The 21,654-nt window shown below is 72.3% G+C and carries 20 protein-coding genes; 17 read left to right on the top strand and 3 right to left on the bottom strand.

Translation table 11 applies throughout. The features are described 5' to 3' along the window. Positions 1-38: 38 nt before the first annotated feature. Together clpB and KY5_RS21565 are read left to right on the top strand one after the other, a co-directional pair. On the top strand, positions 39-2,642 hold the full coding sequence (gene clpB, locus KY5_RS21560) for an ATP-dependent chaperone ClpB (RefSeq protein WP_098243797.1): 2,604 nt from the start codon (positions 39-41) through the stop codon (positions 2,640-2,642). A gap of 151 nt (positions 2,643-2,793) precedes the next feature. Beyond that, positions 2,794-3,342 carry a YbjN domain-containing protein gene (locus KY5_RS21565; protein WP_098243798.1) on the top strand — a complete coding sequence of 183 codons (549 nt, stop codon included), beginning with the start codon at positions 2,794-2,796 and terminating at the stop codon, positions 3,340-3,342. 14 nt (positions 3,343-3,356) lie between these two features. On the opposite strand, the gene KY5_RS21570 is transcribed toward KY5_RS21565, so the two are convergent. Together KY5_RS21570 and KY5_RS21575 are read right to left on the bottom strand one after the other, a co-directional pair. Further along, on the bottom strand, positions 3,357-4,598 hold the full coding sequence (locus tag KY5_RS21570; RefSeq protein ID WP_418952803.1) for a hypothetical protein: 1,242 nt from the start codon (positions 4,596-4,598) through the stop codon (positions 3,357-3,359). A gap of 63 nt (positions 4,599-4,661) precedes the next feature. Continuing rightward, positions 4,662-5,861 (bottom strand): pyridoxal phosphate-dependent aminotransferase, encoded by a 1,200-nt coding sequence (locus KY5_RS21575; protein ID WP_199843184.1) that lies wholly within the window; start codon positions 5,859-5,861, stop codon positions 4,662-4,664. A 122-nt stretch (positions 5,862-5,983) separates the two neighbouring features. Here KY5_RS21575 and KY5_RS21580 point away from each other — a divergent pair, with 122 nt between their 5' ends. The 8 genes from KY5_RS21580 (at position 5,984) to KY5_RS21615 (ending at position 12,808) form a co-directional block, all read left to right on the top strand. Next, a complete protein-coding gene (locus tag KY5_RS21580) occupies positions 5,984-6,286 on the top strand; it encodes a hypothetical protein (RefSeq protein ID WP_098243799.1) in 303 nt (100 codons plus the stop codon). A 357-nt stretch (positions 6,287-6,643) separates the two neighbouring features. After that, complete coding sequence (locus KY5_RS21585) at positions 6,644-7,168, top strand: DUF2617 family protein (RefSeq protein ID WP_055554545.1); 525 nt, start codon at positions 6,644-6,646, stop codon at positions 7,166-7,168. Positions 7,169-7,256: 88 nt separating this feature from the next. Beyond that, positions 7,257-8,825 (top strand): polyamine aminopropyltransferase, encoded by a 1,569-nt coding sequence (locus KY5_RS21590; protein ID WP_098243800.1) that lies wholly within the window; start codon positions 7,257-7,259, stop codon positions 8,823-8,825. Positions 8,826-8,894: 69 nt separating this feature from the next. Then, complete coding sequence (locus tag KY5_RS21595; RefSeq protein WP_199843185.1) at positions 8,895-9,782, top strand: SRPBCC domain-containing protein; 888 nt, start codon at positions 8,895-8,897, stop codon at positions 9,780-9,782. 25 nt (positions 9,783-9,807) lie between these two features. Beyond that, the gene (locus tag KY5_RS21600) at positions 9,808-10,605 is read left to right on the top strand and encodes an aldose epimerase (protein ID WP_098243802.1); all 798 of its coding nucleotides are present in this window, start codon (positions 9,808-9,810) and stop codon (positions 10,603-10,605) included. Positions 10,606-10,615: 10 nt separating this feature from the next. After that, positions 10,616-11,167, top strand: coding sequence for an orotate phosphoribosyltransferase (gene pyrE, locus KY5_RS21605; RefSeq protein ID WP_098243803.1), 552 nt, complete (start codon positions 10,616-10,618; stop codon positions 11,165-11,167). 115 nt (positions 11,168-11,282) lie between these two features. Continuing rightward, a complete protein-coding gene (gene fbaA / locus KY5_RS21610) occupies positions 11,283-12,314 on the top strand; it encodes a class II fructose-bisphosphate aldolase (RefSeq protein WP_098243804.1) in 1,032 nt (343 codons plus the stop codon). An 80-nt stretch (positions 12,315-12,394) separates the two neighbouring features. Continuing rightward, the gene (locus tag KY5_RS21615; protein ID WP_098243805.1) at positions 12,395-12,808 is read left to right on the top strand and encodes a DUF3151 domain-containing protein; all 414 of its coding nucleotides are present in this window, start codon (positions 12,395-12,397) and stop codon (positions 12,806-12,808) included. A 132-nt stretch (positions 12,809-12,940) separates the two neighbouring features. Here KY5_RS21615 and KY5_RS21620 read toward each other — a convergent pair whose 3' ends face one another. Beyond that, positions 12,941-14,068 (bottom strand): NADH:flavin oxidoreductase, encoded by a 1,128-nt coding sequence (locus KY5_RS21620; RefSeq protein ID WP_098243806.1) that lies wholly within the window; start codon positions 14,066-14,068, stop codon positions 12,941-12,943. 97 nt (positions 14,069-14,165) lie between these two features. Between KY5_RS21620 and KY5_RS21625 the strand changes: the two genes are divergently transcribed. From KY5_RS21625 to KY5_RS21655, 7 genes are all read left to right on the top strand, one after another. Continuing rightward, positions 14,166-14,765 carry a CGNR zinc finger domain-containing protein gene (locus tag KY5_RS21625; RefSeq protein WP_098247391.1) on the top strand — a complete coding sequence of 200 codons (600 nt, stop codon included), beginning with the start codon at positions 14,166-14,168 and terminating at the stop codon, positions 14,763-14,765. A 150-nt stretch (positions 14,766-14,915) separates the two neighbouring features. Next, entirely contained in the window at positions 14,916-15,767 is an 852-nt protein-coding gene (locus KY5_RS21630; protein ID WP_098243807.1) for a tryptophan 2,3-dioxygenase family protein, read from the top strand. After that, positions 15,760-17,004: a kynureninase gene (kynU, locus tag KY5_RS21635; protein ID WP_098243808.1), complete on the top strand. Its 1,245-nt coding sequence runs from the start codon at positions 15,760-15,762 to the stop codon at positions 17,002-17,004. The genes KY5_RS21630 and kynU overlap by 8 nt, the downstream gene beginning before the upstream one ends. Positions 17,005-17,118: 114 nt before the next feature. Continuing rightward, entirely contained in the window at positions 17,119-18,003 is an 885-nt protein-coding gene (locus KY5_RS21640; RefSeq protein ID WP_098243809.1) for an alpha/beta hydrolase, read from the top strand. 121 nt (positions 18,004-18,124) lie between these two features. After that, entirely contained in the window at positions 18,125-19,480 is a 1,356-nt protein-coding gene (locus tag KY5_RS21645; protein ID WP_418952804.1) for a sensor histidine kinase, read from the top strand. Continuing rightward, on the top strand, positions 19,477-20,151 hold the full coding sequence (locus KY5_RS21650) for a response regulator (protein ID WP_055553543.1): 675 nt from the start codon (positions 19,477-19,479) through the stop codon (positions 20,149-20,151). The genes KY5_RS21645 and KY5_RS21650 overlap by 4 nt, the downstream gene beginning before the upstream one ends. Positions 20,152-20,416: 265 nt before the next feature. Then, on the top strand, positions 20,417-21,643 hold the full coding sequence (locus tag KY5_RS21655; protein WP_098243810.1) for a cytochrome P450: 1,227 nt from the start codon (positions 20,417-20,419) through the stop codon (positions 21,641-21,643). Positions 21,644-21,654 lie beyond the last annotated feature (11 nt).

Raw genomic sequence — 21,654 nt, forward strand, 5'->3', positions numbered from 1 at the left:
CCAGGCCGGACCCGGCCCGCAAGGAGGAGAAGACACCCGTGGACGCCGAGCTGACCAACAGGAGCCGGGACGCGATCACCGCGGCCACCAACCGGGCCGTGCAGGACGGGCACCCGGATCTGACCCCCGCGCATCTGCTGCTCGCGCTGCTCGAGGGCGAGGACAACGAGAACATCACCGATCTGCTCGTCGCGGTCGAGGCCGACCAGGCGACCGTGCGCGCGGACACCGAGCGCGCCCTCGCCGCGCTGCCGAGCGTAACCGGGTCGACCGTCGCGCCGCCGCAGCCCAACCGCGAGCTGCTCGCCGTGATCTCCGACGCCGCCCGGCGGGCCAAGGAGCTCGGCGACGACTACCTTTCCACCGAGCACCTGCTCATCGGCATCGCCGCGGAGGGCGGCGCCGCGGGCGAGGCGCTCGGGCGGCACGGGGCGACGGCCAAGAAGCTGCTTGACGCATTCGAGAAAGCAAGGGGAGGACGCCGGGTGACCACACCCGACCCGGAGGGCCAGTACAAGGCCCTGGAGAAGTTCGGTACCGATTTCACCGCCGCCGCGCGCGAGGGGAAGCTCGATCCCGTCATCGGGCGCGATCAGGAGATCCGGCGCGTGGTGCAGGTCCTGTCCCGGCGTACGAAGAACAATCCCGTGCTCATCGGCGAGCCCGGCGTCGGCAAGACCGCCGTCGTCGAGGGGCTCGCGCAGCGCATCGTGAAGGGGGACGTGCCCGAGTCGCTGAAGAACAAGCGGCTGGTCTCGCTCGACCTCGGCGCGATGGTCGCGGGCGCGAAGTACCGCGGTGAGTTCGAGGAGCGGCTCAAGACCGTCCTCTCCGAGATCAAGGAGAGCGGCGGGCAGGTCATCACGTTCATCGACGAGCTGCACACCGTCGTGGGCGCGGGCGCCGGTGGGGATTCCGCCATGGACGCGGGCAACATGCTCAAGCCCATGCTCGCCCGCGGGGAGTTGAGGATGGTCGGCGCGACCACCCTCGACGAGTACCGGGAGCGGATCGAGAAGGACCCGGCCCTGGAGCGCCGCTTCCAGCAGGTGCTCGTCGCCGAGCCGTCCGTCGAGGACTCCATCGCGATCCTGCGCGGGCTCAAGGGGCGCTACGAGGCGCATCACAAGGTGCAGATCGCGGACAGCGCGCTGGTCGCCGCCGCGAGCCTCTCCGACCGGTACATCACCTCGCGCTTCCTGCCCGACAAGGCCATCGACCTCGTCGACGAGGCCGCGTCGCGGCTGCGCATGGAGATCGACTCCTCGCCCGTCGAGATCGACGAGCTCCAGCGCGCCGTCGACCGCCTGAAGATGGAGGAGCTGGCGATCGGCAAGGAGACCGATCCGGCCAGCAGGCAGCGCCTGGAGAAGCTGCGGCGCGACCTCGCCGACAAGGAGGAGGAGCTGCGCGGGCTCACCGCACGCTGGGAGAAGGAGAAGGAGTCCCTCAACCGCGTCGGCGCGCTCAAGGAGAAGCTCGACGAGCTGCGCGGCCAGGCCGAGCGCGCGCAGCGCGACGGCGACTTCGACACCGCGTCCAAGCTGCTCTACGGCGAGATCCCCGACGTCGAGCGCGAGCTGGAGGAGGCCAGCGAGGCCGAGGCCCAGCAGGAGGCCGCCAAGGACACCATGGTGAAGGAGGAGGTCGGCCCGGACGACATCGCCGACGTCGTCGGATCCTGGACCGGCATCCCCGCGGGGCGCCTGCTCGAAGGCGAGACGCAGAAGCTGCTCCGCATGGAGGACGAGCTCGGCAAGCGGCTCATCGGCCAGACCGAGGCCGTGCGCGCCGTCTCGGACGCCGTGCGGCGTACGCGGGCGGGGATCGCCGATCCCGACCGGCCCACCGGCTCCTTCCTCTTCCTCGGCCCGACCGGCGTCGGCAAGACCGAGCTGGCCAAGGCGCTCGCGGACTTCCTCTTCGACGACGAGCGGGCCATGGTCCGCATCGACATGAGCGAGTACAGCGAGAAGCACAGCGTCGCGCGGCTCGTCGGCGCGCCTCCCGGCTACGTGGGGTACGAGGAGGGCGGCCAGCTGACCGAGGCGGTACGGCGGCGTCCCTACAGCGTCGTACTCCTCGACGAGGTCGAGAAGGCGCACCCCGAGGTCTTCGACATCCTGCTCCAGGTGCTCGACGACGGGCGCCTGACCGACGGGCAGGGGCGGACGGTCGACTTCCGCAACACCATCCTGGTGCTCACCTCCAACCTGGGCAGCCAGTACCTGGTGGAGCCGCTGACCTCCGAGGAGGAGAAGAAGCAGCAGGTCCTCGAAGTGGTGCGGGCCTCCTTCAAGCCGGAGTTCCTCAACCGGCTCGACGACCTCGTCGTCTTCTCCGCGCTGACCAAGGACGAGCTCGCGCACATCGCCGAGCTCCAGATCGCCCGGCTCGCCAAGCGGCTCGCCGACCGGCGGCTCACCCTCGACGTCACGCCCGAGGCGCTGGCGTGGCTGGCGGACGAGGGCAACGATCCCGCGTACGGGGCGAGGCCGTTGCGGCGCCTCATCCAGACCTCCATCGGCGACCGCCTCGCCAAGGAGATCCTCTCCGGGGAGGTCAAGGACGGGGACACGGTTCGCGTCGACCGTTTCGAGGACGGCCTGATCGTCGGCCCTGCTACGGGTAAGTCCCTGTAGCGGCATCCCGTTTGCCGGGCGCCCTTTTCGCCGACTGCGGCGGCTCGTCGGTTGCTCGCGCAGTTCCCCGCGCCCCTTAGGGGGCGCGGGCTTGCCCCCGGGGGCCCTTCCTGGGAGAGGATGGGCTCATCCATACGAAGGGACCAAGCACGTGAGCATCGACCCGTCCTCCATTCCGAATTTCGGGGGCCAGCCCGAACCGCAGCAGGGCGCAGGACCGGCGGGCCCCGTCGTCCCCGACCAGGACCTGGTCAAGCAGCTTCTGGACCAGATGGAGCTCAAGCACGTCGTCGACGACGAGGGTGACCTCGCGGCGCCGTGGGAGGAGTTCCGTACGTACTTCATGTTCCGCGGCGAGGACGACCAGCAGGTCTTCTCGGTGCGGACCTTCTACGACCGCCCTCACGCGATCGAGACCAAGCAGCAGCTCCTGGAGTCGATCGACGACTGGAACCGCCGCACGCTGTGGCCCAAGGTCTACAGCCACACGCACGACGACGGCACGGTCCGCCTCATCGGCGAGGCCCAGATGCTGATCGGCACCGGAGTCTCCCTGGAGCACTTCGTCTCGTCGACCGTCAGCTGGGTGCGCGCCGCGATCGAGTTCGACAAGTGGCTCGTCGAGCAGCTCGGCCTGGAGGCCGACGTCGACTCGGCCGAGGGCGAGGGCGAGGACAAGCCCGGCGACGACCAGGCCTGACCTGAGCCTTCGTCCTACAACGGCATGTGGGCGGTCGTCACCAGATACGTCCCATAGGCGAGCGAGAGCCCGGCCAGGGCGCACACCACCAGGTGGGCGCTGTTCGGCCGGGCTCTCGTCATGGCCAGGGCCAGCGGGAGCAGCAGCGGGAACGCCGGGAGCAGGAAGCGCGGCTTGGACTCGAAGAAGCCGGAGCCGCCGACGGTGATGAGGACGAGCACGCCCGTGTAGACGACCAGCGGCAGCGGCGCGCGGTCCGCGACGAGCAGCGCGAAGAGCAGCAGCGCCCCCGCGACGATGACGAGGGTCATCGAGAAGACGAGCTTGTCGCCGTCGCGCAGCAGGTGCTTGACGAAGGCCAGTGAGCCCGCGCCGAAGTCGAAGGTGGACCCCCAGCCGCGCTGCACCGCGAAGTAGCCGTGCAGCGGATCGCCCTTGCGGATGCCCACATAGAGGACATATGCCGCCCACCCGAGCGGGGCGAGCGCCGCGCCCGCGCAGACTCTCCGCAGGCCGCCGAGTTTCCACAGGCTGTGGGGAACTTTCCGGGGAGCTTCCAGCGCGGGGGCGCGCCCCTTGATCCGTACGACGATCTCGTACGCCGCCGTGACGCAGACGGCCGCCGCCACCGCGAACCCGTTGGGCCTGGCGAGACCCGCGAGCGCCGCGAGCGTCCCCGCCCACAGCCAGCGCCCGCTCAGCACCGCGTACAACGACCAGGCGGCGAGCGCGGTGAGGACCGGCTCCGTGTACGCGAGCGAGAGCACCACGGAGTGCGGCATGAGCGCCCAGAGCAGCACGAGGAAGGTGCCGGTGCGCCGTCCGTGCAGCCGCTCCCCGATCGCGTAGACGCCCCACGCGGCGGCCCCTGCCGCGAGCCAGGACAGGAGCAGCGCGGCCGCGCCGTACCCGAGGGGCAGGACGGTGGCGACGGCGCGCACGAGCCCCGGATAGAGCGGGAAGAACGCGAGGTCGCTCTGGACCACGCCGGGTTCGAAGAAGAGGGTGCGCCCGTAGCCGTGCGCGGCGATCCCCGTGTACCAGCGCGAGTCCCACGACCGCCCGAGCAGCCGGAAGGCGTCCTGGTGGGTGAGGTGCGAGACGAGGGCGACGCACACCATGCCGGTGAGCCGGGCCGCGGCGAAGGCTCCGACGGCGAGGACGGGCCCCGCCACCGTCGCGCGGGAGGGGCGGGCACAGCCGCCGTCGCCGCGTTCCGTGGCGGGGGCGGGGAGGAGGGCAGTGGACTGACTCACACAGGAACCCTGCGGTCCGTCCGGCGCGGGCGCGACCGGAGGGACCCGTGCGAGGGAGGCCGATCAGCCCGCCAGCGACTTCAGGCGGGACACCGCCTCCTCCAGGACGGACGTCTTCTTGCAGAAGGCGAACCGTACGAAGGGGGCGCCCGCGTCCCGGTGGTCGTAGAAGACCGCGTTGGGAATGGCGACCACGCCCGCTCGCTCGGGGAGCGAGCGGCAGAAGGCGAAGCCGTCGCGTTCGCCGAGCGGTGTGATGTCGGTGGTCACGAAGTACGTCCCCGCCGGGCGGTACACGTCGAAGCCCGCCGCCGTCAGGCCCGCGCTCAGCAGGTCCCGCTTGGCCAGCATGTCCGCGCGGAAGTCGGCGAAGTACGCGGCGGGCAGCGCGAGCGCCTCGGCGACCGCGTACTGGAAGGGGCCGGAGGAGACGTACGTGAGGAACTGCTTGGCCGAGCGGACGGCGCCGACGAGCTCCGGTGTGGCCGTCACCCAGCCGACCTTCCAGCCGGTGAACGAGAACGTCTTGCCCGCCGAGCCGATGGTGACCGTGCGTTCGCGCATGCCGGGGAAGGAGGCGAGCGGGATGTGCTCGGCGTCGTCGAAGACGAGGTGTTCGTAGACCTCGTCGGTGACGACGAGCAGGTCGCGCTCGACGGCGAGCTTCGCGATCTCGGTGAGCTCGGCGCGGGTGAGCACCGTGCCGGTCGGGTTGTGCGGGGTGTTGAGCAGGATCAGCCGGGTGCGGTCGGTGACCGCGTCGCGCAGCTCGTCCAGGTCGAGGCGGAAGCGTCCTTCGTGGGGGCGCAGGGTGACCGGGACGCGGGCGCCGCCCGCCAGCGCGATCGAGGCGGCGTACGAGTCGTAATAGGGCTCCAGTGCGATCACTTCGTCGCCCGGCTCGACGAGGGCGAGCAGCGAGGCGGCGATCGCCTCGGTGGCGCCCGCCGTGACCAGGACCTCGCGGTCGGGGTCGTACGTCAGGGCGTAGCGCGCGAGTTGGTGCTCGGCGATCGCCGTGCGCAGCTCGGGGACGCCGGGGCCCGGCGGGTACTGGTTGCCCCGGCCGTCGCGCAGCGCCCGTACGGCCGCCTCCCGCACGGACTCGGGGCCGTCCGTGTCCGGGAAGCCCTGGCCCAGGTTGATCGCACCCGTTTTCACCGCGAGTGCGGACATCTCGGCGAAAATCGTCGTACCGAACTCGGCGAGGCGGCGGTTGAGCAGCGGGCGCCCGCTCCCGGAAGTGGAGGTCATGGCCGCCATCCTGCGCCGAACCTCTGGAGTTCCTCAACTCTGCTTTGGCGCCGGGTGGGTGGGGGCATTTCCCTGTCACGCGAGAAGCGAGGCCCACGGGGGACCTGCTTCGGGGGAACGGAAGGAGCGTGATGGCCGTGATCCTGGCCTTCATCTTCGGTGCGGTGCTCTTGTTCGCTCTGGTGGCGGGGCTCGGTTCGCGCCGGGGCAAGCGGCGTCGCAAGAGCTGGGGCGCCGGTGGTGGTGCCGCGTCCGGCACGGCGGGCAGTTGGTGGGCCGGTTCGGCCGACGGCTCCTACGGCGGAGGCGGCGGGCACCACCACGGCGGTGGCGGGCACGGTTGCGGCGGCGGGCACTCCTGCGGGGGCGGGTCGTCCTGCGGCGGCGGGTCCTCGTGCGGGGGCGGCGGGGGCGGATGCGGCGGAGGCAGCTGACACGGGGCAGCTGGTCCACCGGTTCCAGCGGGGCGCCCGGTGCGGGAGGCAACTCTCCACCGGGCGCTTCGGCGTCGTGCGGCGTAGTGCGAGGGGGGTGCGCTCCGGCGCCATCGGGTGATTGAGGGCTTGAACAGTTGAACTGTGCAGCCCCCAGGGGGATGGAAACCCTACGAAGTTGGGTAAAAACGCTGTGGCACTGTCGCCGACCATGATTCCCTCTTAAACGTCAGCACCGCCCTCGGCCGTCCCGAATCCCCGGACGTTCTCGTGGGCACGAGCCGGCATTCCGACCTCCCGGTGTTCCGATCCGGGTGCGCCGGCCCCACCTCCATTGCGTGTTAGCGGAGCCGACCCATGCTCACGACCCTGAAGACTGTCTATACCGACACGTGCGCCGCGGACCTCGCCTGGGCCCTGGGGCGCGAGCCGCTGCCCGCGCTCGCCACGCTCGAACTCGAACTGACCGGCGCGAAGATGCAGTTGAGACTGCTCGGGGCCTCCCACCAGGTGCTTCTCGAGGAGGAACAGGGCACCTGTTCCGAGACCGTGGCCTGCATCCCGGGCAGCAGTACGCCGCTGCCGCTCGGCGTCTCCAAGCGCATGGGGGACTGGGAGTACGAGTTCGCGGCGCGCGTGGAGACGCTCTCGCGGGGCCAGTTCGCGGGCCGCGCGCAGGAGTTGCTCGCCCTCGTCGCCGAGCATCCGCACGGCCTCGCGGGTGTCTTTCCCGGCAGCCCGCACGCGTTCACGGCCATGCTGGCGCAGCGCCACGAGGGCTCGGTGCAGTGGCGCACCTGGCACGCCTACCCCCAGGACGGCCAACTCGTGGCGACGCGTACGCGGGTGGGGGCGCGGGTGCCGGTGCCCGCGGCGCTGTGATCCACATATCGCGGCGCTACACCTCCCGCGGCGAGGTGAACCCTTGTGGGTGACTAGATGTGAGCGTTTGGTGACGTAGCGTTCCAGGGTGATCGAGTCGTCGGTGCGTCTGCCCGTCTCGCCCGGGGCGGGCCGGTTCCTTGTTCTGGCGGGTGTGTTCACCTGCGCTGCCTGCGGACTCGTCTACGAACTGGAACTCGTCGCGCTCGCCTCGTACTTGATCGGTGACTCGGTCACCCAGGCGTCCGTCGTGCTCTCCGTGATGGTCTTCGCCATGGGCATCGGCTCGCTGCTCGCCAAGCGGCTGCGGTGCCGCGCCGCCGCCTGGTTCGGCCTGGTCGAGACGGCGCTCGCGCTGGTCGGCGGGTGCAGCGCGATGGCGCTGTACGCGGCGTTCGCGTGGACCGGCGACCGGGGCGAGGTGTGGGCCCACGGGTCGCGGTACCTGTTCGTCGCGTTCTCCCTCGCCATCGGCGTGCTCATCGGCGCCGAGGTGCCGCTCCTGATGGTGCTCATCCAGCGCGTCAGACGGCAGGACGCGAGCGGCGCCGTCGCCGACCTGTTCGCCGCCGACTACGTGGGCGCGCTGGTGGGCGGCCTCGCCTTCCCCTTCCTGCTGCTCCCGGTGCTCGGGCAGCTGACGGGCGCCCTGTTCACCGGCGCGGTCAACGCGGTCGCGGGCGGCGCCCTCGTCTTCGGCCTGTTCGGGCGCGACCTGAGCACGCGCGGCCGCTGGGTGCTGCTCGCCGCGAACGTCCTCGTCCTGTCCGTGCTCGCGTCGGCCGCCGTGCTCGTCGACGACTTCGAGCGGGCGGCGCGGCGCGCGGTGTACGGCGGGGACGTGCGGGTCGCGGTGCAGACCGACGTCCAGGAGGTCGTCCTCACCGGCGGCGGGCGCGGCTCACTCGACCTCTTCCTCGACGGGCGGCTGCGCATCAGCGGCCGCGACGAGCACCGCTACCACCAGGGGCTCGTGCACCCGGCGATGCGCGGCCCGCACGCGCGCGTGCTGATCCTCGGCGGCGGCGACGGGCTCGCGGCCCGCGAGGTCCTGCGCCATCCGGGGGTGCGCCGCGTCGACGTCGTCGAGCTCGACGCGGGCGTCGTCGACCTGGCCAGGCGCGACCCCGAGCTGAGCGACCTCAACGCGCACGTCTACCGCGACCCGCGGGTGCGCGTGGTGACCGCCGACGCCTTCCGCTGGCTGCGCTCCGCGCGCGGGACGTACGACGTGGTGCTCTGCGACCTGCCCGACCCGGGCATCACGGCCAGCACGAAGCTGTACTCGCAGGAGTTCTACGGCCTGGCCACCCGCGTCCTCGCGGCGGACGGCCGCATCGCCGTGCACGCGGGCCCCGTCTCGACCAGGGCGCGGGTCTTCTGGACGGTGGAGGCGACGCTGCGCGCGGCGGGCCTGAAGACCGTGCCGTACCGGGTGGGCGGCCGCCAGTCGGGGTTCGCCGCCGGGCCCGACCGGACGTCGGAGGGCGCGCGGGCGCCGCGCGACTGGGGGTTCGTGCTCGCCGCGCGCAGCTCTCCCGTGCTGCTGCGGGCGGCCGATTCGGAGGTGGTGCGGGCGGGGACGCGGGCGGCCGCGCGGACCTGGCTGCCGGGGACCGCGCCGTCCACACTGGTGCACCCGAGGTACGCGAACTGACGACCCGGCGGTACGCGAACTGACGAACTGACGTACATGGTGGCGAGAGCGTGGGTAGGCTCGGCTGCCATGGAGCATGAGGTGTTCGTTCCGGTTTCCGTAGAGCGTCTCCGGCAGGTCCTGGCCGATCCCGAACGGGTGGCCGGGGCGGTTCCCGGGCTTCAGCGCGACGCGGAGGAGACGGCCGAGCCGATCTCCGGGCGCCTGAAGGCGCGGGTCGGCGGGCACTCGATCACCTACCGGGGGATCGCGCGGATCGACGGCCGCGCCGACGGGACGTACGCGATCGCGGGCGAGGGCACCGAGGTGCGGGGCGGCGGCTCGGTGAAGGTCGCGCTGACCGTGCGCCTGGTGCCCGCGGTGGCGGGGACCACGCTGGTGATCGGCGGGACGGCCGCGGCGGACGGGCGGGTCACGGAAAGTTCTCCACAGGCTGTGGAATCAGCTGTGCGAAAACTCATCGAACGGTTCGCCGAGGGGCTCGGGGCCGCCGCGCCGCCGGACTCCGTGCCGGAGCCCGAGCCGCACCCGGAGCCGCCGGCGCCGACGGTCAGCGTCTTCGAGACCGAGGTGCCCCCGCCGTCCCTGGACCCGCTCGCCGACGACCTCGACGACCTCGAAGAGGCGGACGACCTCGACGGCATCGAGGACGCCGGGGACGTGACCGCGGGCATGGCCGAGGACGCCGACGAGCTCGCCGGTCTCGACGGGATCGAGAGCGACACCGACGCCGTGGACCTCGGGATCCAGCCCGTCGAGGCCGCGCACGCGCGGCGCACCATGATCGGGCGGAGCGCCGAGGAGGTCGACCACGCGCCGCCGCGCGGCAGGTACGCGCCCGCGCCCGCCCCCGAGACGTACTCCACCAGCGCCACGCTCCGCTGGGCCGCGCCCGCCGCAGCCCTGGCGCTCGCCTCGGCCATCGTGGTCGGCCGGGCCCTGCGCCGCCGCCGCTGAGGGGCCACACCGTAGGGTCGGGCCCGTGAGTACCGAAGACGTGACCCTCACCGCGGGCGACGCGGAAGTGACCGTGCAGCCGGGCAACGGCTGCCGCATCGGAAGCCTGCGCATCGGCGGCACCGAGCTGCTGCGGCAGGGGAAGAAGTACGGCTGCTTCCCGATGGTGCCCTGGTGCGGCCGGATCGCGGACGGACGGTTCAGGGACGGCGCCACCGTCCACCAGATGCCGCTCAACTCCCCGCCGCACGCCATCCACGGCTTCGCCCGCGACGCCGAGTGGCGCACCGCGCGCCCGGCGCACCTCTCGGCGGACCGCGCGGTCTTCACCTACGAGCTGGCCGACCCCTGGCCCTACCCGGGACGTGTCACCCAGATCGTGGAACTCGGCGAGGACGCGTTGACGCTGCGGCTCGGCATCGAGACGTACGGCGACTCGTTCCCGGCCCAGGCGGGCTGGCACCCGTGGTTCAACAGGAACCTCGGCGGCCAGGACGTGACGCTCGACTTCAGCCCCGCCTGGCAGGAGGAGCGCGGCGACGACCACCTGCCCACCGGGCGCCGCGTCGACCCCGCGCCGGGCCCCTGGGACGACTGCTTCGGCATGCCCGACGGCGTCGACGTGACGCTGACCTGGCCCGGACAGCTCGAAGTGAACGTCAAGAGCCGCGAACAGTGGGTCGTCGTCTACGACGAGCAGGAGGCCGCGGTCTGCGTCGAGCCCCAGACGGGACCGCCCAACGGGCTCAACACCGCACCGCGCCTGGTCACGCCGGTCGAGCCGCTGGAGACGGCGACCACGTGGACCTGGCGGCGGCTTTAAGCTCATAGGCATGAGTGACGTACGCGGCGAGCTGCTGCAGCAGATCAAGGACAAGGCCGTCGTGCACGGCAAGGTGACGCTCTCCTCGGGGCTCGAGGCCGACTACTACGTGGACCTCCGCCGGGTCACCCTCGACGGTGAGGCCGCGCCGCTGGTCGGGCAGGTGCTGCTCGACCTCACCGATGACCTCGACTTCGACGCCGTGGGCGGCCTGACGATGGGCGCCGACCCCGTCGCGGGCGCGATGCTGCACGCGGCCGCCGCCCGCGGCAAGCGCCTGGACGCCTTCGTCGTCCGCAAGGCCGCCAAGGCACACGGCATGCAGCGCCGCGTCGAGGGCCCGGACATCAAGGGCCGCCGCGTCCTGGTCGTCGAGGACACCTCCACCACCGGCGGCTCGCCGCTGACCGCCGTCGAGGCCGTCCGCGAGGCGGGCGCCGAGGTCGTCGGCGTCGCCACGATCGTGGACCGCGCGACCGGCGCGGGCGAGAAGATCACCGAGAGCGCGGGGGTCCCGTACCGCTTCGCGTACTCGAAGGACGACCTCGGCCTCACGGACTGAGGACTTCCGACCGGCCGGAGCTGTCCGGCAAGTCTGGAAAGATGGGGGCGACGATGACGTCGCCCCCCTTAGGTCAGGGCCAAGCACACACCCGCACATCACAAGGAGCGGACACATGCCCATCGCAACCCCCGAGGTCTACGCCGAGATGCTCGACCGGGCGAAGGCAGGCAAGTTCGCCTACCCGGCGATCAACGTGACCTCTTCGCAGACCCTGCACGCGGCCCTGCGCGGCTTCGCGGAGGCGGAGAGCGACGGCATCATCCAGATCTCCACCGGTGGTGCGGAGTTCCTGGGTGGCCAGCACAACAAGGACATGGTGACGGGCGCTGTGGCCCTCGCCGAGTTCGCGCACATCGTCGCCGCGAAGTACGACATCACGGTCGCGCTGCACACCGACCACTGCCCCAAGGACAAGCTGGACACCTACGTCCGTCCGCTGCTCGACGTCTCCGCCGAGCGCGTCAAGGCCGGCCGCAACCCGCTGTTCCAGTCGCACATGTGGGACGGCTCCGCCGAGACCCTCGCCGACAACCTGGCCATCGGCCAGGAGCTGCTCGCGAAGGCCGCCGCCGCGAAGATCATCCTCGAGGTCGAGATCACCCCGACCGGCGGCGAGGAGGACGGCGTCACGCACGAGATCAACGACGAGCTGTACACGACCGTCGACGACGCGCTGCGCACCGCCGAGGCCCTGGGCCTGGGCGAGAAGGGCCGCTACCTGCTCGCCGCGTCCTTCGGCAACGTCCACGGCGTCTACAAGCCGGGCAACGTCGTCCTGCGCCCCGAGCTCCTCAAGGACCTTCAGGAGGGCGTCGGCGCGAAGTACGGCAAGCCCGCGGGCTCGCAGCCGTTCGACTTCGTCTTCCACGGCGGCTCGGGCTCGACCGCCGAGGAGATCGCGACCGCCCTGGAGAACGGCGTCGTGAAGATGAACCTCGACACGGACACGCAGTACGCCTTCACGCGTCCCGTCGCCGACCACATGTTCAAGAACTACGACGGCGTCCTGAAGGTCGATGGCGAGGTCGGCTCCAAGAAGACCTACGACCCGCGCACCTGGGGCAAGGCCGCCGAGGCGGGCATGGCCAAGCGCGTCACCGAGGCCTGCGCGAACCTGCGCTCCACGGGCACGAAGCTGAAGTAGTCCCACCGGTACGTCACGTGCGGGCCCCGGGTCGGTGACCCGGGGCCCGCGCCGTTCCGCCATGCCGCAGACTTGGGCCCATGGCCATTCACAAGGATCTGCTCGGGGGACCGCCCCCGACCCACCTGCCCGACGACCCGGAGCCGCGCGAGCTGCTCGCGGGCGGCGCCGACCCCGCCGACGTCGCGGCGAAGTACCCCACGTCCTCGCTCGCCTGGGCCCGGCTCGCCGACGAGGCGTTCGAGGGCGGCCGCGTCGTCGAGTCGTACGCGTACGCCCGTACCGGATACCACCGCGGCCTGGACTCCCTGCGCCGCGCGGGCTGGAAGGGCCACGGTCCCGTGCCGTGGGAGCACGAGCCCAACCGGGGCTTCCTGCGCGCCCTGCACGGCCTCGCGCGGGCCGCGCAGGCGATCGGCGAGCAGGAGGAGTACGAGCGCTGCGCGGGCTTCCTGCGTGACTCCTCGCAGACCGCGGCGGAGACGCTCGGCTGACGTGAGCGGAGTCCCCGGGGTGGTGTCACCCCGGGGGCCCCTGTCGCGGGGCTGCGCCCCGGACCCCCCATCGCCCTTCGGGCTCGTCCTCAATCGCCGGACGGGCTTGAATCGCCGGACGGGCTTGATACGTCAGACCAGCGAGCGCAGCATGCCCGCGTCGTACGGCGTCGCCTCCGAAAGCCGGTCGGCGAGTGCCTTGTCAGCCCACTCCGGGTCCGCGATCAGCGAGCGGCCCACCGCGATGACGTCGAACTCCTCCCGCTCCATGCGGTCGAGGAGCAGGTCGATGCCGGTCGACCTGGTCTCCTTGGCCCAGCCCTGGGGGCCCACGAACTCCTTGTCGAGGCCGACCGAGCCGACGGACAGCGTGGCCTTGCCGGTGAGCTTCTTGACCCAGCCCGCGAGGTTGAGGTCGTCGCCGTCGAACTCGGGGAGCCAGTAGCGGCGCGTGGAGGCGTGGAAGGCGTCGACGCCCGCGGCCGCCAACGGGGCGAGCAGGGACTCCAGTTCGGCCGGGTCGGACGCCAGCTTCGCGTCGAACACGCCGCCCTTCCACTGGGATAGCCGGAAGATCACGGGGAACGTCGGCGAGACCGCGGCGCGCACCGCCTCGACGATCTCGCGTGCGAAACGGGTGCGCGAGGCGAGGCCGCCGCCGTAGCCGTCGGTGCGGCGGTTGGTGCGGTCCCAGAAGAACTGGTCGATCAAGTAGCCGTGCGCGCCGTGCAGTTCGACGCCGTCGAAGCCGTTCCTCTCGGCGTCGGCCGCCGCGCGCGCGAAGGCCGCGATGACCTCGTCGACGTCGGCGGACGTCAGCGCGTGGCCCTTCGCCTCGCCGTCGAGACCGAGGCCGGAGGGGCCCGCGGGGGGTGCGTCGGTGAAGGGCCCGTCGCCCTCGTTGCGGGTCGCGCCCACGTGCCACAGCTGCGGGACGATCGCGCCGCCCGCGGCGTGCACCGCCTCGGCCACCCGCCGCCAGCCCGCGAGCGGGGCCTCGCCGTGGAAGTGCGGGACGCGGTGGCTGGAGCCCGCGGAGGCGTGGTCGACGTAGGTGCCCTCGGTGACGATCAGGCCGACGCCGCCCGCGGCGCGCCGCGCGTAGTACTCGGCCACGTCCGCGCCCGGCACGCCGTCCGGCGAGAACTCACGCGTCATCGGGGCCATCGCGATGCGGTTGCGCACCGTGAGGCCGTTGATGTCGAAGGGGCGCCCGAGGATCCGCGCGGCTCGTGACGTGGGGGTTTCCGTGGCTTCCATGCGGTCTCCTGGAGTTCTGCGGGGTTCCGTCGTACGGCTATGACAGCACTGTAAGCCGATTGCTCATGTCTTCGTCGAGGGGGGTACCGTGAACGGCATGAACTGGCCCGCGACCGAGCGCCACTGTCTGACCCCCGCGCCCGGCGGCCTCGCCCTCGTCCAGGAGCTCCTGAACACCGCGCCCGCCGCCCGCCCCGCCGCCGAAGGACTGCCCGACCTGCTGGCCGACGGTGCGCTCGACGGCGCCCAGGAGTGGGTCGACCTCGCCGTGCGCGGCTGGGCGGTGGAGACCGGGCGGCCCGACGTGCACCTCGTGCTCGCGGACGACGACCTGCCGCAACTGCGCTGCCTGCGGGACCAGGTGCGGCGCGCGCTCGCCGCGGGCGACCAGGGCAGTGGCGCGGCGGTGCGCTTCACGTCCGCGCCCGTCGTCGTCGGGCTCGCGGGCGACGGCACGCTGACCGTGGAACCGGAGGGCGCGGGCGCGCGCTGGCTGGCCTCCGCGGTGCTTGCCGAGGGACTGCTCGCCCAGACGTCCGGAGTCTGGCGCCGGCTGAAGGTCTGTCGCAACCTCTCCTGCGCCGCCGCCTTCTACGACCGCTCGCGCAACAACAGTGGCGTCTGGCACTCCGTGCGCGGCTGCGGCAACGCCGCGCACCTGCGGGCCTGCCGGGAGCGGCGCCGCGTGCAGGACTGAAAGTCGCGTAGCCGGTTGACTGCTGTCCCGGCTCGGGCGTGCCTTGCCGTTTCCGCGAAAGTTGCAGAAGATTTCGGTGGGGACCGGGGCCCCCGTGTCGGTAACGGCAGGGGCGGACCGCTACCCGGAGCACGTATCGAGGAGACAGCGATGTCCCCACAGACGCGAGACGCGTCCACCGAGGCGACCGAGACCGAGAGTCCGAACCTCGACTTCGCGGGCACCACCCCGTACGAGGACTACGTCCAGGCGGACGTCCTCACCCACCTCCAGCACCTGCGCTCGGACGACCCCGGCGAGATGGTCTTCCTGGTCACCACCCAGGTCATGGAGCTGTGGTTCACCGTGATCGTGCACGAGTGGGAGACCGCGGCGCACGCCCTGCGCCGCGACGACGTCCCCGTGGCGGTCGCCGCGCTCAAGCGCAGCATCCGCGAGCTGGACGCCCTGAACGCCTCCTGGCGCCCGCTCGCCCAGCTGACCCCCGCGCAGTTCAACTCCTACCGGGGCGCGCTCGGCGAGGGCTCCGGATTCCAGTCCGCGATGTACCGCCGCATGGAGTTCCTGCTCGGCGAGAAGTCCGCGTCCATGCTGGTCCCGCACCGGGGCGCGCCCCGCGTGCACGCCGAGCTGGAGAAGGCGCTGCACGAGCCGAGCCTGTACGACGAGGTGCTCGCGCTCCTCGCGCGGCGCGGGTACGCGGTCCCGAGGGAGGTCCTGGAGCGCGACCTCGCCAAGAAGTACGAGCCGTCCGACGCGGTCGAGGCCGTCTGGACCGAGCTCTACTCGGGCGACGAGAGCGGCGAACTCGCCCGGCTCGGCGAGACGTTGACGGACGTCGGCGAACTGGTCTGGCGATGGCGCAACGACCACCTGGTCGCCACCCGCCGCGCGATGGGCTCCAAGACGGGCACCGGCGGCTCGGCGGGCGTGGCCTGGCTGGAGAAGCGCGCGGTCAAGAACGTCTTCCCCGAGCTGTGGACTGCGAGGAGCCATGTCTGAGGCCGCACTGGACCTCCAGGCGCGAGCGGCGAAGCTGGACGCCCGGGACGAACTCCGCGCCAAGCGCGCCGAGTTCGTCCTCGACGACACCGTCTACCTGGACGGCAACTCCCTGGGCGCCCTCCCGGCGAACGTCCCGGAGCGCGTCGCGGACGTCATATCCCGCCAGTGGGGCGCCCTGCGCATCCGCTCCTGGGACGAGAGCGGCTGGTGGACCGCGCCCGAGCGCATCGGCGACCGCATCGCCCCGCTGGTCGGCGCGGGCCGGGGTCAGATCGTGGTCGGCGACTCGACGAGTGTGAACGTCTTCAAGGCGCTGGTGGCCGCGGTCCGGATCGCCCGAGGGGCGGGGGACGGCCACCCGGACGAGTCGGGGGGCGGCCACCCGGACGGGGGGCGTGACGAGATCGTCGTTGACGCGACGACCTTCCCCACGGACGGGTACATCGCGCAGTCCGCCGCGCGCCTCACCGGCTGCCGCCTGATCCCGGTGGCCCCGGCCGACGTGCCGGGCGTCCTCGGCGAGCGCACCGCCGCCGTCCTGCTCAACCACGCCGACTACCGCACCGGGCGCCTGCACGACCTGCCGGGTCTCACGGCCGCCGTCCACGCGGCGGGCGCGCTCGTCGTCTGGGACCTGTGCCACACGGCGGGCGCGCTGCCCGTCGGCCTCGACGAGCACGGCGTGGACCTGGCGGTGGGCTGCACCTACAAGTACCTGAACGGCGGGCCCGGTTCGCCCGCCTACCTCTACGTACGCCGTGAGGTGCAGGACCGTTTCGACTCGCCGCTGCCCGGCTGGAACTCGCACGCCGAACCCTTCGGCATGCGGCCCGAGTTCGAGGCCGCGGCCGGTGCGGTGCGCGGTCGCGTGGGCACGCCCGACATCCTGTCGATGCTCGCCCTGGAGGCCGCGCTCGACGTGTGGGACGGCGTCGAGATCGACGCGGTGCGGACCAAGTCCCTCGCCCTGACCGACTTCTTCCTGCGCTGCGTCGAGGCGTACGTACCCGAGGGACGGGTCGAGCCCGTCACCCCGCGGGCGCACGCCGAGCGCGGCAGCCAGGTCGCGCTGCGCTGTGAAGGGGCGGGGGACGTCATGAAGCGGCTGATCGAGCAGGGCGTGGTCGGCGACTACCGCGCGCCGGACGTGCTGCGCTTCGGATTCACGCCGTTGTACGTGTCGTTCGCGGACGCCGAGCGGGCGGCCCGGGTGCTGGCGCGCACGCTGGACTGATAGCGTCCGGCGGATCTTGCTCCCGTTTCCTCCCGGCCGGTCGGGGCACCCGGCCGACCGGGCGGAACGGGCGCTGACCGCCTGTTAGCCGCACTGCAGTCGAGAGGTTGCCGCATGACGGACGACGCCGCCGTGGCCCGCGACGCCGCCGAGGCCGAAGCCGCCTTCGCGCATCCGGCGGTGAAGCCGGACGCCACCGCCGCGTACGGCACCCACCCCGATCAGGTGATCGACTTCCACGCGCCGCACGGCGGCCGGGGACCCGACGGGTCCGTGCCCCTCGTGGTCCTGCTGCACGGCGGCGCCTGGCGGGCCCCGTACGACCGGCAGCACGTCACGCCGTTCGCCGACTTCCTCGCCCGGCGCGGCTTCGCGGTGGCCAACGTCGAGTACCGCAGGGGGAGTTCCATCCCCGCGCAGGGCGGGGACGGGCCGGTCGCCGGGCGCTGGCCCGAGACCTTCGACGACGTGGCCGCCGCGTTCGACGCGCTGCCCGCGCTCGTGCGCGAGGCCCTGCCGTCGGCCGACCCGCGCCGCACCGTCGTGACGGGGCACTCGGCGGGCGGCCACCTCGCGCTCTGGGCGGCCGCCAGGCACCTGCTGCCCGACGACGCGCCCTGGCGCACCGACCGGCCCGCCGCGCTGCGCGGCGTCGTCGCGCTCGCGCCGATCGCCGACTTCCGCGTCGCCGGGGAACTCGGGGTCTGCGGCGGCGCCGCGAGCCAGCTCCTGGGCGGCGACACCAGGTTCGAGGAGCGCGTCGGCTACGCGGACCCCGCCCTGCTGCTCCCGACGGGCATCGCCACGACCGTGGTGCAGGGCCGTACCGACATCGTGGTCCCGCAGGCGGTGGCCGAGGCGTACGCCGACGCGGCGGCGCGGGCGGGCGAGGTCGTGGGCCTCACGCTCCTGGAGGACGTCGGGCACTTCCCGCTGATCGACCCGGCGGCCGACGCGTGCGCCGTCGTGGCGGAGGAGATCGCGCAGCTGGCGTTCTGAGGGGCCGGCCGGAGCGGCCGGAGCGGCCGCGAGGGCCGCTCCCGTAGTACCTGCGACGGACCCGGCAGAACCCGTCTTGCTGTGGACGCCGCGTCCCCCGCGGCCCCGTACCGTCGTAGACGTGACAGAGACGACCACTCAGACCCAGGCGGGCAGGCCGGGCAAGCCGGGCGGCAGCCCCGAGTTCCACCTCGTGCGCGAGGTCTTCGGCGGGATGCGCGAGGCACTGTTCCGCGGTGCCTTCGACTACCGTCTGCTGCCCCCGAGGAAGTCCGCGGTCGACGGGCTCCTCGCCAAGCTGCTCCCCCGGCGGATACGCGGGTACGCGGCCTGGGCGCCGCACATCCAGGTGGCGGCCGCGGCCCTGATCACCGTGTTCATCGGCTACCAGGTGGACCTCGGGTTCCACGGGGCCCCGCACCTCCTCATCGGTCTCGTTCCTGCGGCCGCCGTGATGATGACGCTGGTCAGGCCGGTGGGCGCCTTCTGGATCTCGCTGATCTCCACCCCCTTCACGGGAGCGATCGCGAACAGCTGGGACGGCCAGCCGTGGACCCCGAGCGCTCTCTTCGCGCACATCGTGGTGATGGTCGTGGTGTCGGCGCGGACAGGACCGCGGACGGCCCTGTGGATGTGGCTCGCGACGGCGGCGTTCGGGGCGGGCTTCGAGGTGCTCATCGGGGGCTACGGCTCCGACACCCCGCAGATGCTCTTCTTCTCGGCGCTCGGGCTGCTCGTCACCACGATGGTGCACGTGCGCCGCGAGGCGCAGCGCGAGGTCACCGTGCAGCGCACCGTCACCGCCATCGAGCGCGACAAGCGCACGCTCCTGGAGGAGCGCACCACCATCGCCCGTGAGCTGCACGACGTCGTCGCGCACCACATGTCGGTGGTCGCCATCCAGGCCGAGGCCGCGCCCTACCGGGTGGAGAACCCGCCGCCCGAGCTGGAGCAGGCGTTCGTGACGATCCGCGAGAACGCGGTGGCCGCGCTCACCGAGCTGCGCCGGGTCCTCGGCGTCGTACGGGCCGAGGACTACGAGGCGCCCGACGCCCCGCAGCCCACCCTCGCCGACCTCGACCGGCTGCTCGACAACGTCCGTGACGCGGGCCTCTCCGTCGACAAGGTGATCACCGGCGCGGTCAGGGAGCTCCCGCAGGGCGTCGAGCTCTCGGCGTACCGCATCGTGCAGGAGGCCCTGAGCAACAGCCTGCGCCACGCGCCGGGCGCCTCGGCCAGGGTCGAGGTGGGGTACGTGCTCGGCGGCCTCGGCCTGCGCATCGTGAACGGTCCGGCGAAGGGCCTGGTGAAGCCGTCGCCCGGGGCGGGGCACGGGATCACGGGGATGCGGGAGCGGGTCACGATGCTGGACGGCGAGATGACGGCGGAGACGACGGCGGAGGGCGGCTACGAGGTCACGGTCTTCCTGCCCGTCGCCATGGAGCCGCGCGTCGACACCGCGGGGGAGGACGCATGACCATCCGCATCCTGATCGCGGACGACCAGATGATGGTCCGCGAGGGCTTCTCCGTGCTGCTGAACGCCATGCCCGACATGGAGGTGGTCGGCGAGGCGGTGAACGGCCTCGAAGCGGTCCGGCGGGTGCGCGAGCTCTCTCCCGACGTGGTCCTGATGGACATCCGCATGCCGGAGCTGAACGGCATCGAGGCGACCCGCGAGATCGTCGCGGGCGCGTCGGACGGTACGCCGAAGGTGCTCGTCCTGACCACGTTCGACCTCGACGAGTACGTGTACCAGGCGCTGCGCGCGGGCGCTTCGGGGTTCCTCCTCAAGGACGCCTCCGCGCGCCAACTGGCGGACGGGGTACGGGTGGTGGCGGCCGGTGAGGCCCTCCTCGCGCCCACCGTCACGCGCCGCCTGATCACGGAGTTCTCCAAGCTGGCGGAGGCGCCGCGGCTGTCGGCGGCGGTGCAGTCGCAGCAGTACGGGGAGCTCACCGAGCGTGAGACGGAGGTCCTCGTGCTCATCGCGCAGGGGCTGTCCAACGCGGAGATCGCCTCGCATCTGGTGGTCGCGGAGTCCACGATCAAGACGCATGTCAGCCGGATCCTGGTGAAGCTGGGGTTGCGGGATCGGACGCAGGCGGCGGTTTTCGCGTATGAGGCGCGGCTGGTCACGCCGGGGTGAGTGGCGCTCCGGCGTGGTTCTTCGACTGCGGGCCGGTGGGGGCTGGTCGCGCAGTTCCCCGCGCCCCTAAAAGAGCCCGCCGCTGCGTCGGCGCCGTGCTGGGGGCTTCAGGTGGTTCTTTGGGTGCGGGCCGGTGGGGGTTGCTCGCGCAGTTCCCCGCGCCCCTGACGGGGCGCCCCGTCAGGGGCGCGGGGAACTGCGCGCTCAGCCACAGCGGACCCGCAGACGCATACCGCAATACCCCCACGGCGCCTAGCGTCGGCCTATGGACACCGCCCCCGCCGCCCCTGCGGCCTTCGCCCCCTGGTCACCCGCCTTCCTGGACAACCCCTACCCCGCGTACGCGGCCCTGCGCGAGACGGGGCGGGTCCACCACTACCCGCCCACGAACCAGTGGCTGATCCCGCACCACAAGGACGTCTCCGCCCTCCTCCGCGACCGCAGGCTCGGCCGGACCTACCTGCACCGCTTCACCCACGAGGAGTTCGGCCGCACGCCCCCGCCCCCCGAGCACGAACCGTTCCACGTCCTCAACGACAACGGCATGCTCGACCTGGAAGCCCCCGCGCACACCCGCATCCGGCGCCTGGTCGCCAAGGCGTTCACGCCGCGTACGGTCGAGCGACTCAGGGGGTACGTCGAGGAGTTGGCGGACCGCCTGGTCCGCGACCTCGTGGCGGACGGCGGCGGCGACCTCGCCGCGCGGATCGCCGAGCCGCTCCCCGTCGCGGTGATCGCCGAGATGCTGGGCGTCCCCGAGGGGGACAGGCACCTGCTGCGCCCCTGGTCGGCCGACATCTGCGGCATGTACGAGCTGAACCCGTCCGAGGAGACGGCGGCCCGCGCCGTCCGTGCCTCGCTCGCATTCACGGCGTATCTGGAGGAGTTGATCGATGCCCGGCGGGCTCGTCCCGGCGACGACCTGATCTCCGGGCTCATCGCCGCGTACGAGGACGGCGATTCGCTCAGCGAGCAGGAGATGATCTCCACCTGCGTGCTGCTCCTGAACGCGGGGCACGAGGCGACGGTGAACGCCACGGTCAACGGCTGGCACGCGCTCTTCCGCCACCCGGACCAACTCGCCGTCCTGCGCGCCGATCCGGCGGGGCTCGTGCCCACCGCCGTGGAGGAGCTCCTGCGCTACGACACCCCGCTCCAGCTCTTCGAGCGGTGGGTCCTGGAGGACATCGAGGTCGGCGGCGTGCGGATCCCGCGCGGCGCGGAGGTCGCCCTGCTCTTCGGCTCGGCCAACCACGACCCGGCCGTCTTCGAGGCCCCCGGCGAGCTCGACATCACCCGCGCGGACAACCCGCACATCTCCTTCAGCGCGGGCATCCACTACTGCATCGGCGCCCCGCTCGCCCGCATCGAACTGGCCGCGTCCCTCAGGGCGTTGCTGCGCAGGGCCCCGCGGCTGACACTGGCCGCGGAGCCCGTACGGAGGCCGAACTTCGTGATGCGGGGGCTCACGGAGCTGCTGGTCGACGTGTGAGAGGAGAGGCG

It is taken from the genome of Streptomyces formicae, assembly GCF_002556545.1.
GTDB classification, from domain to species: Bacteria; Actinomycetota; Actinomycetes; order Streptomycetales; family Streptomycetaceae; genus Streptomyces; species Streptomyces formicae_A.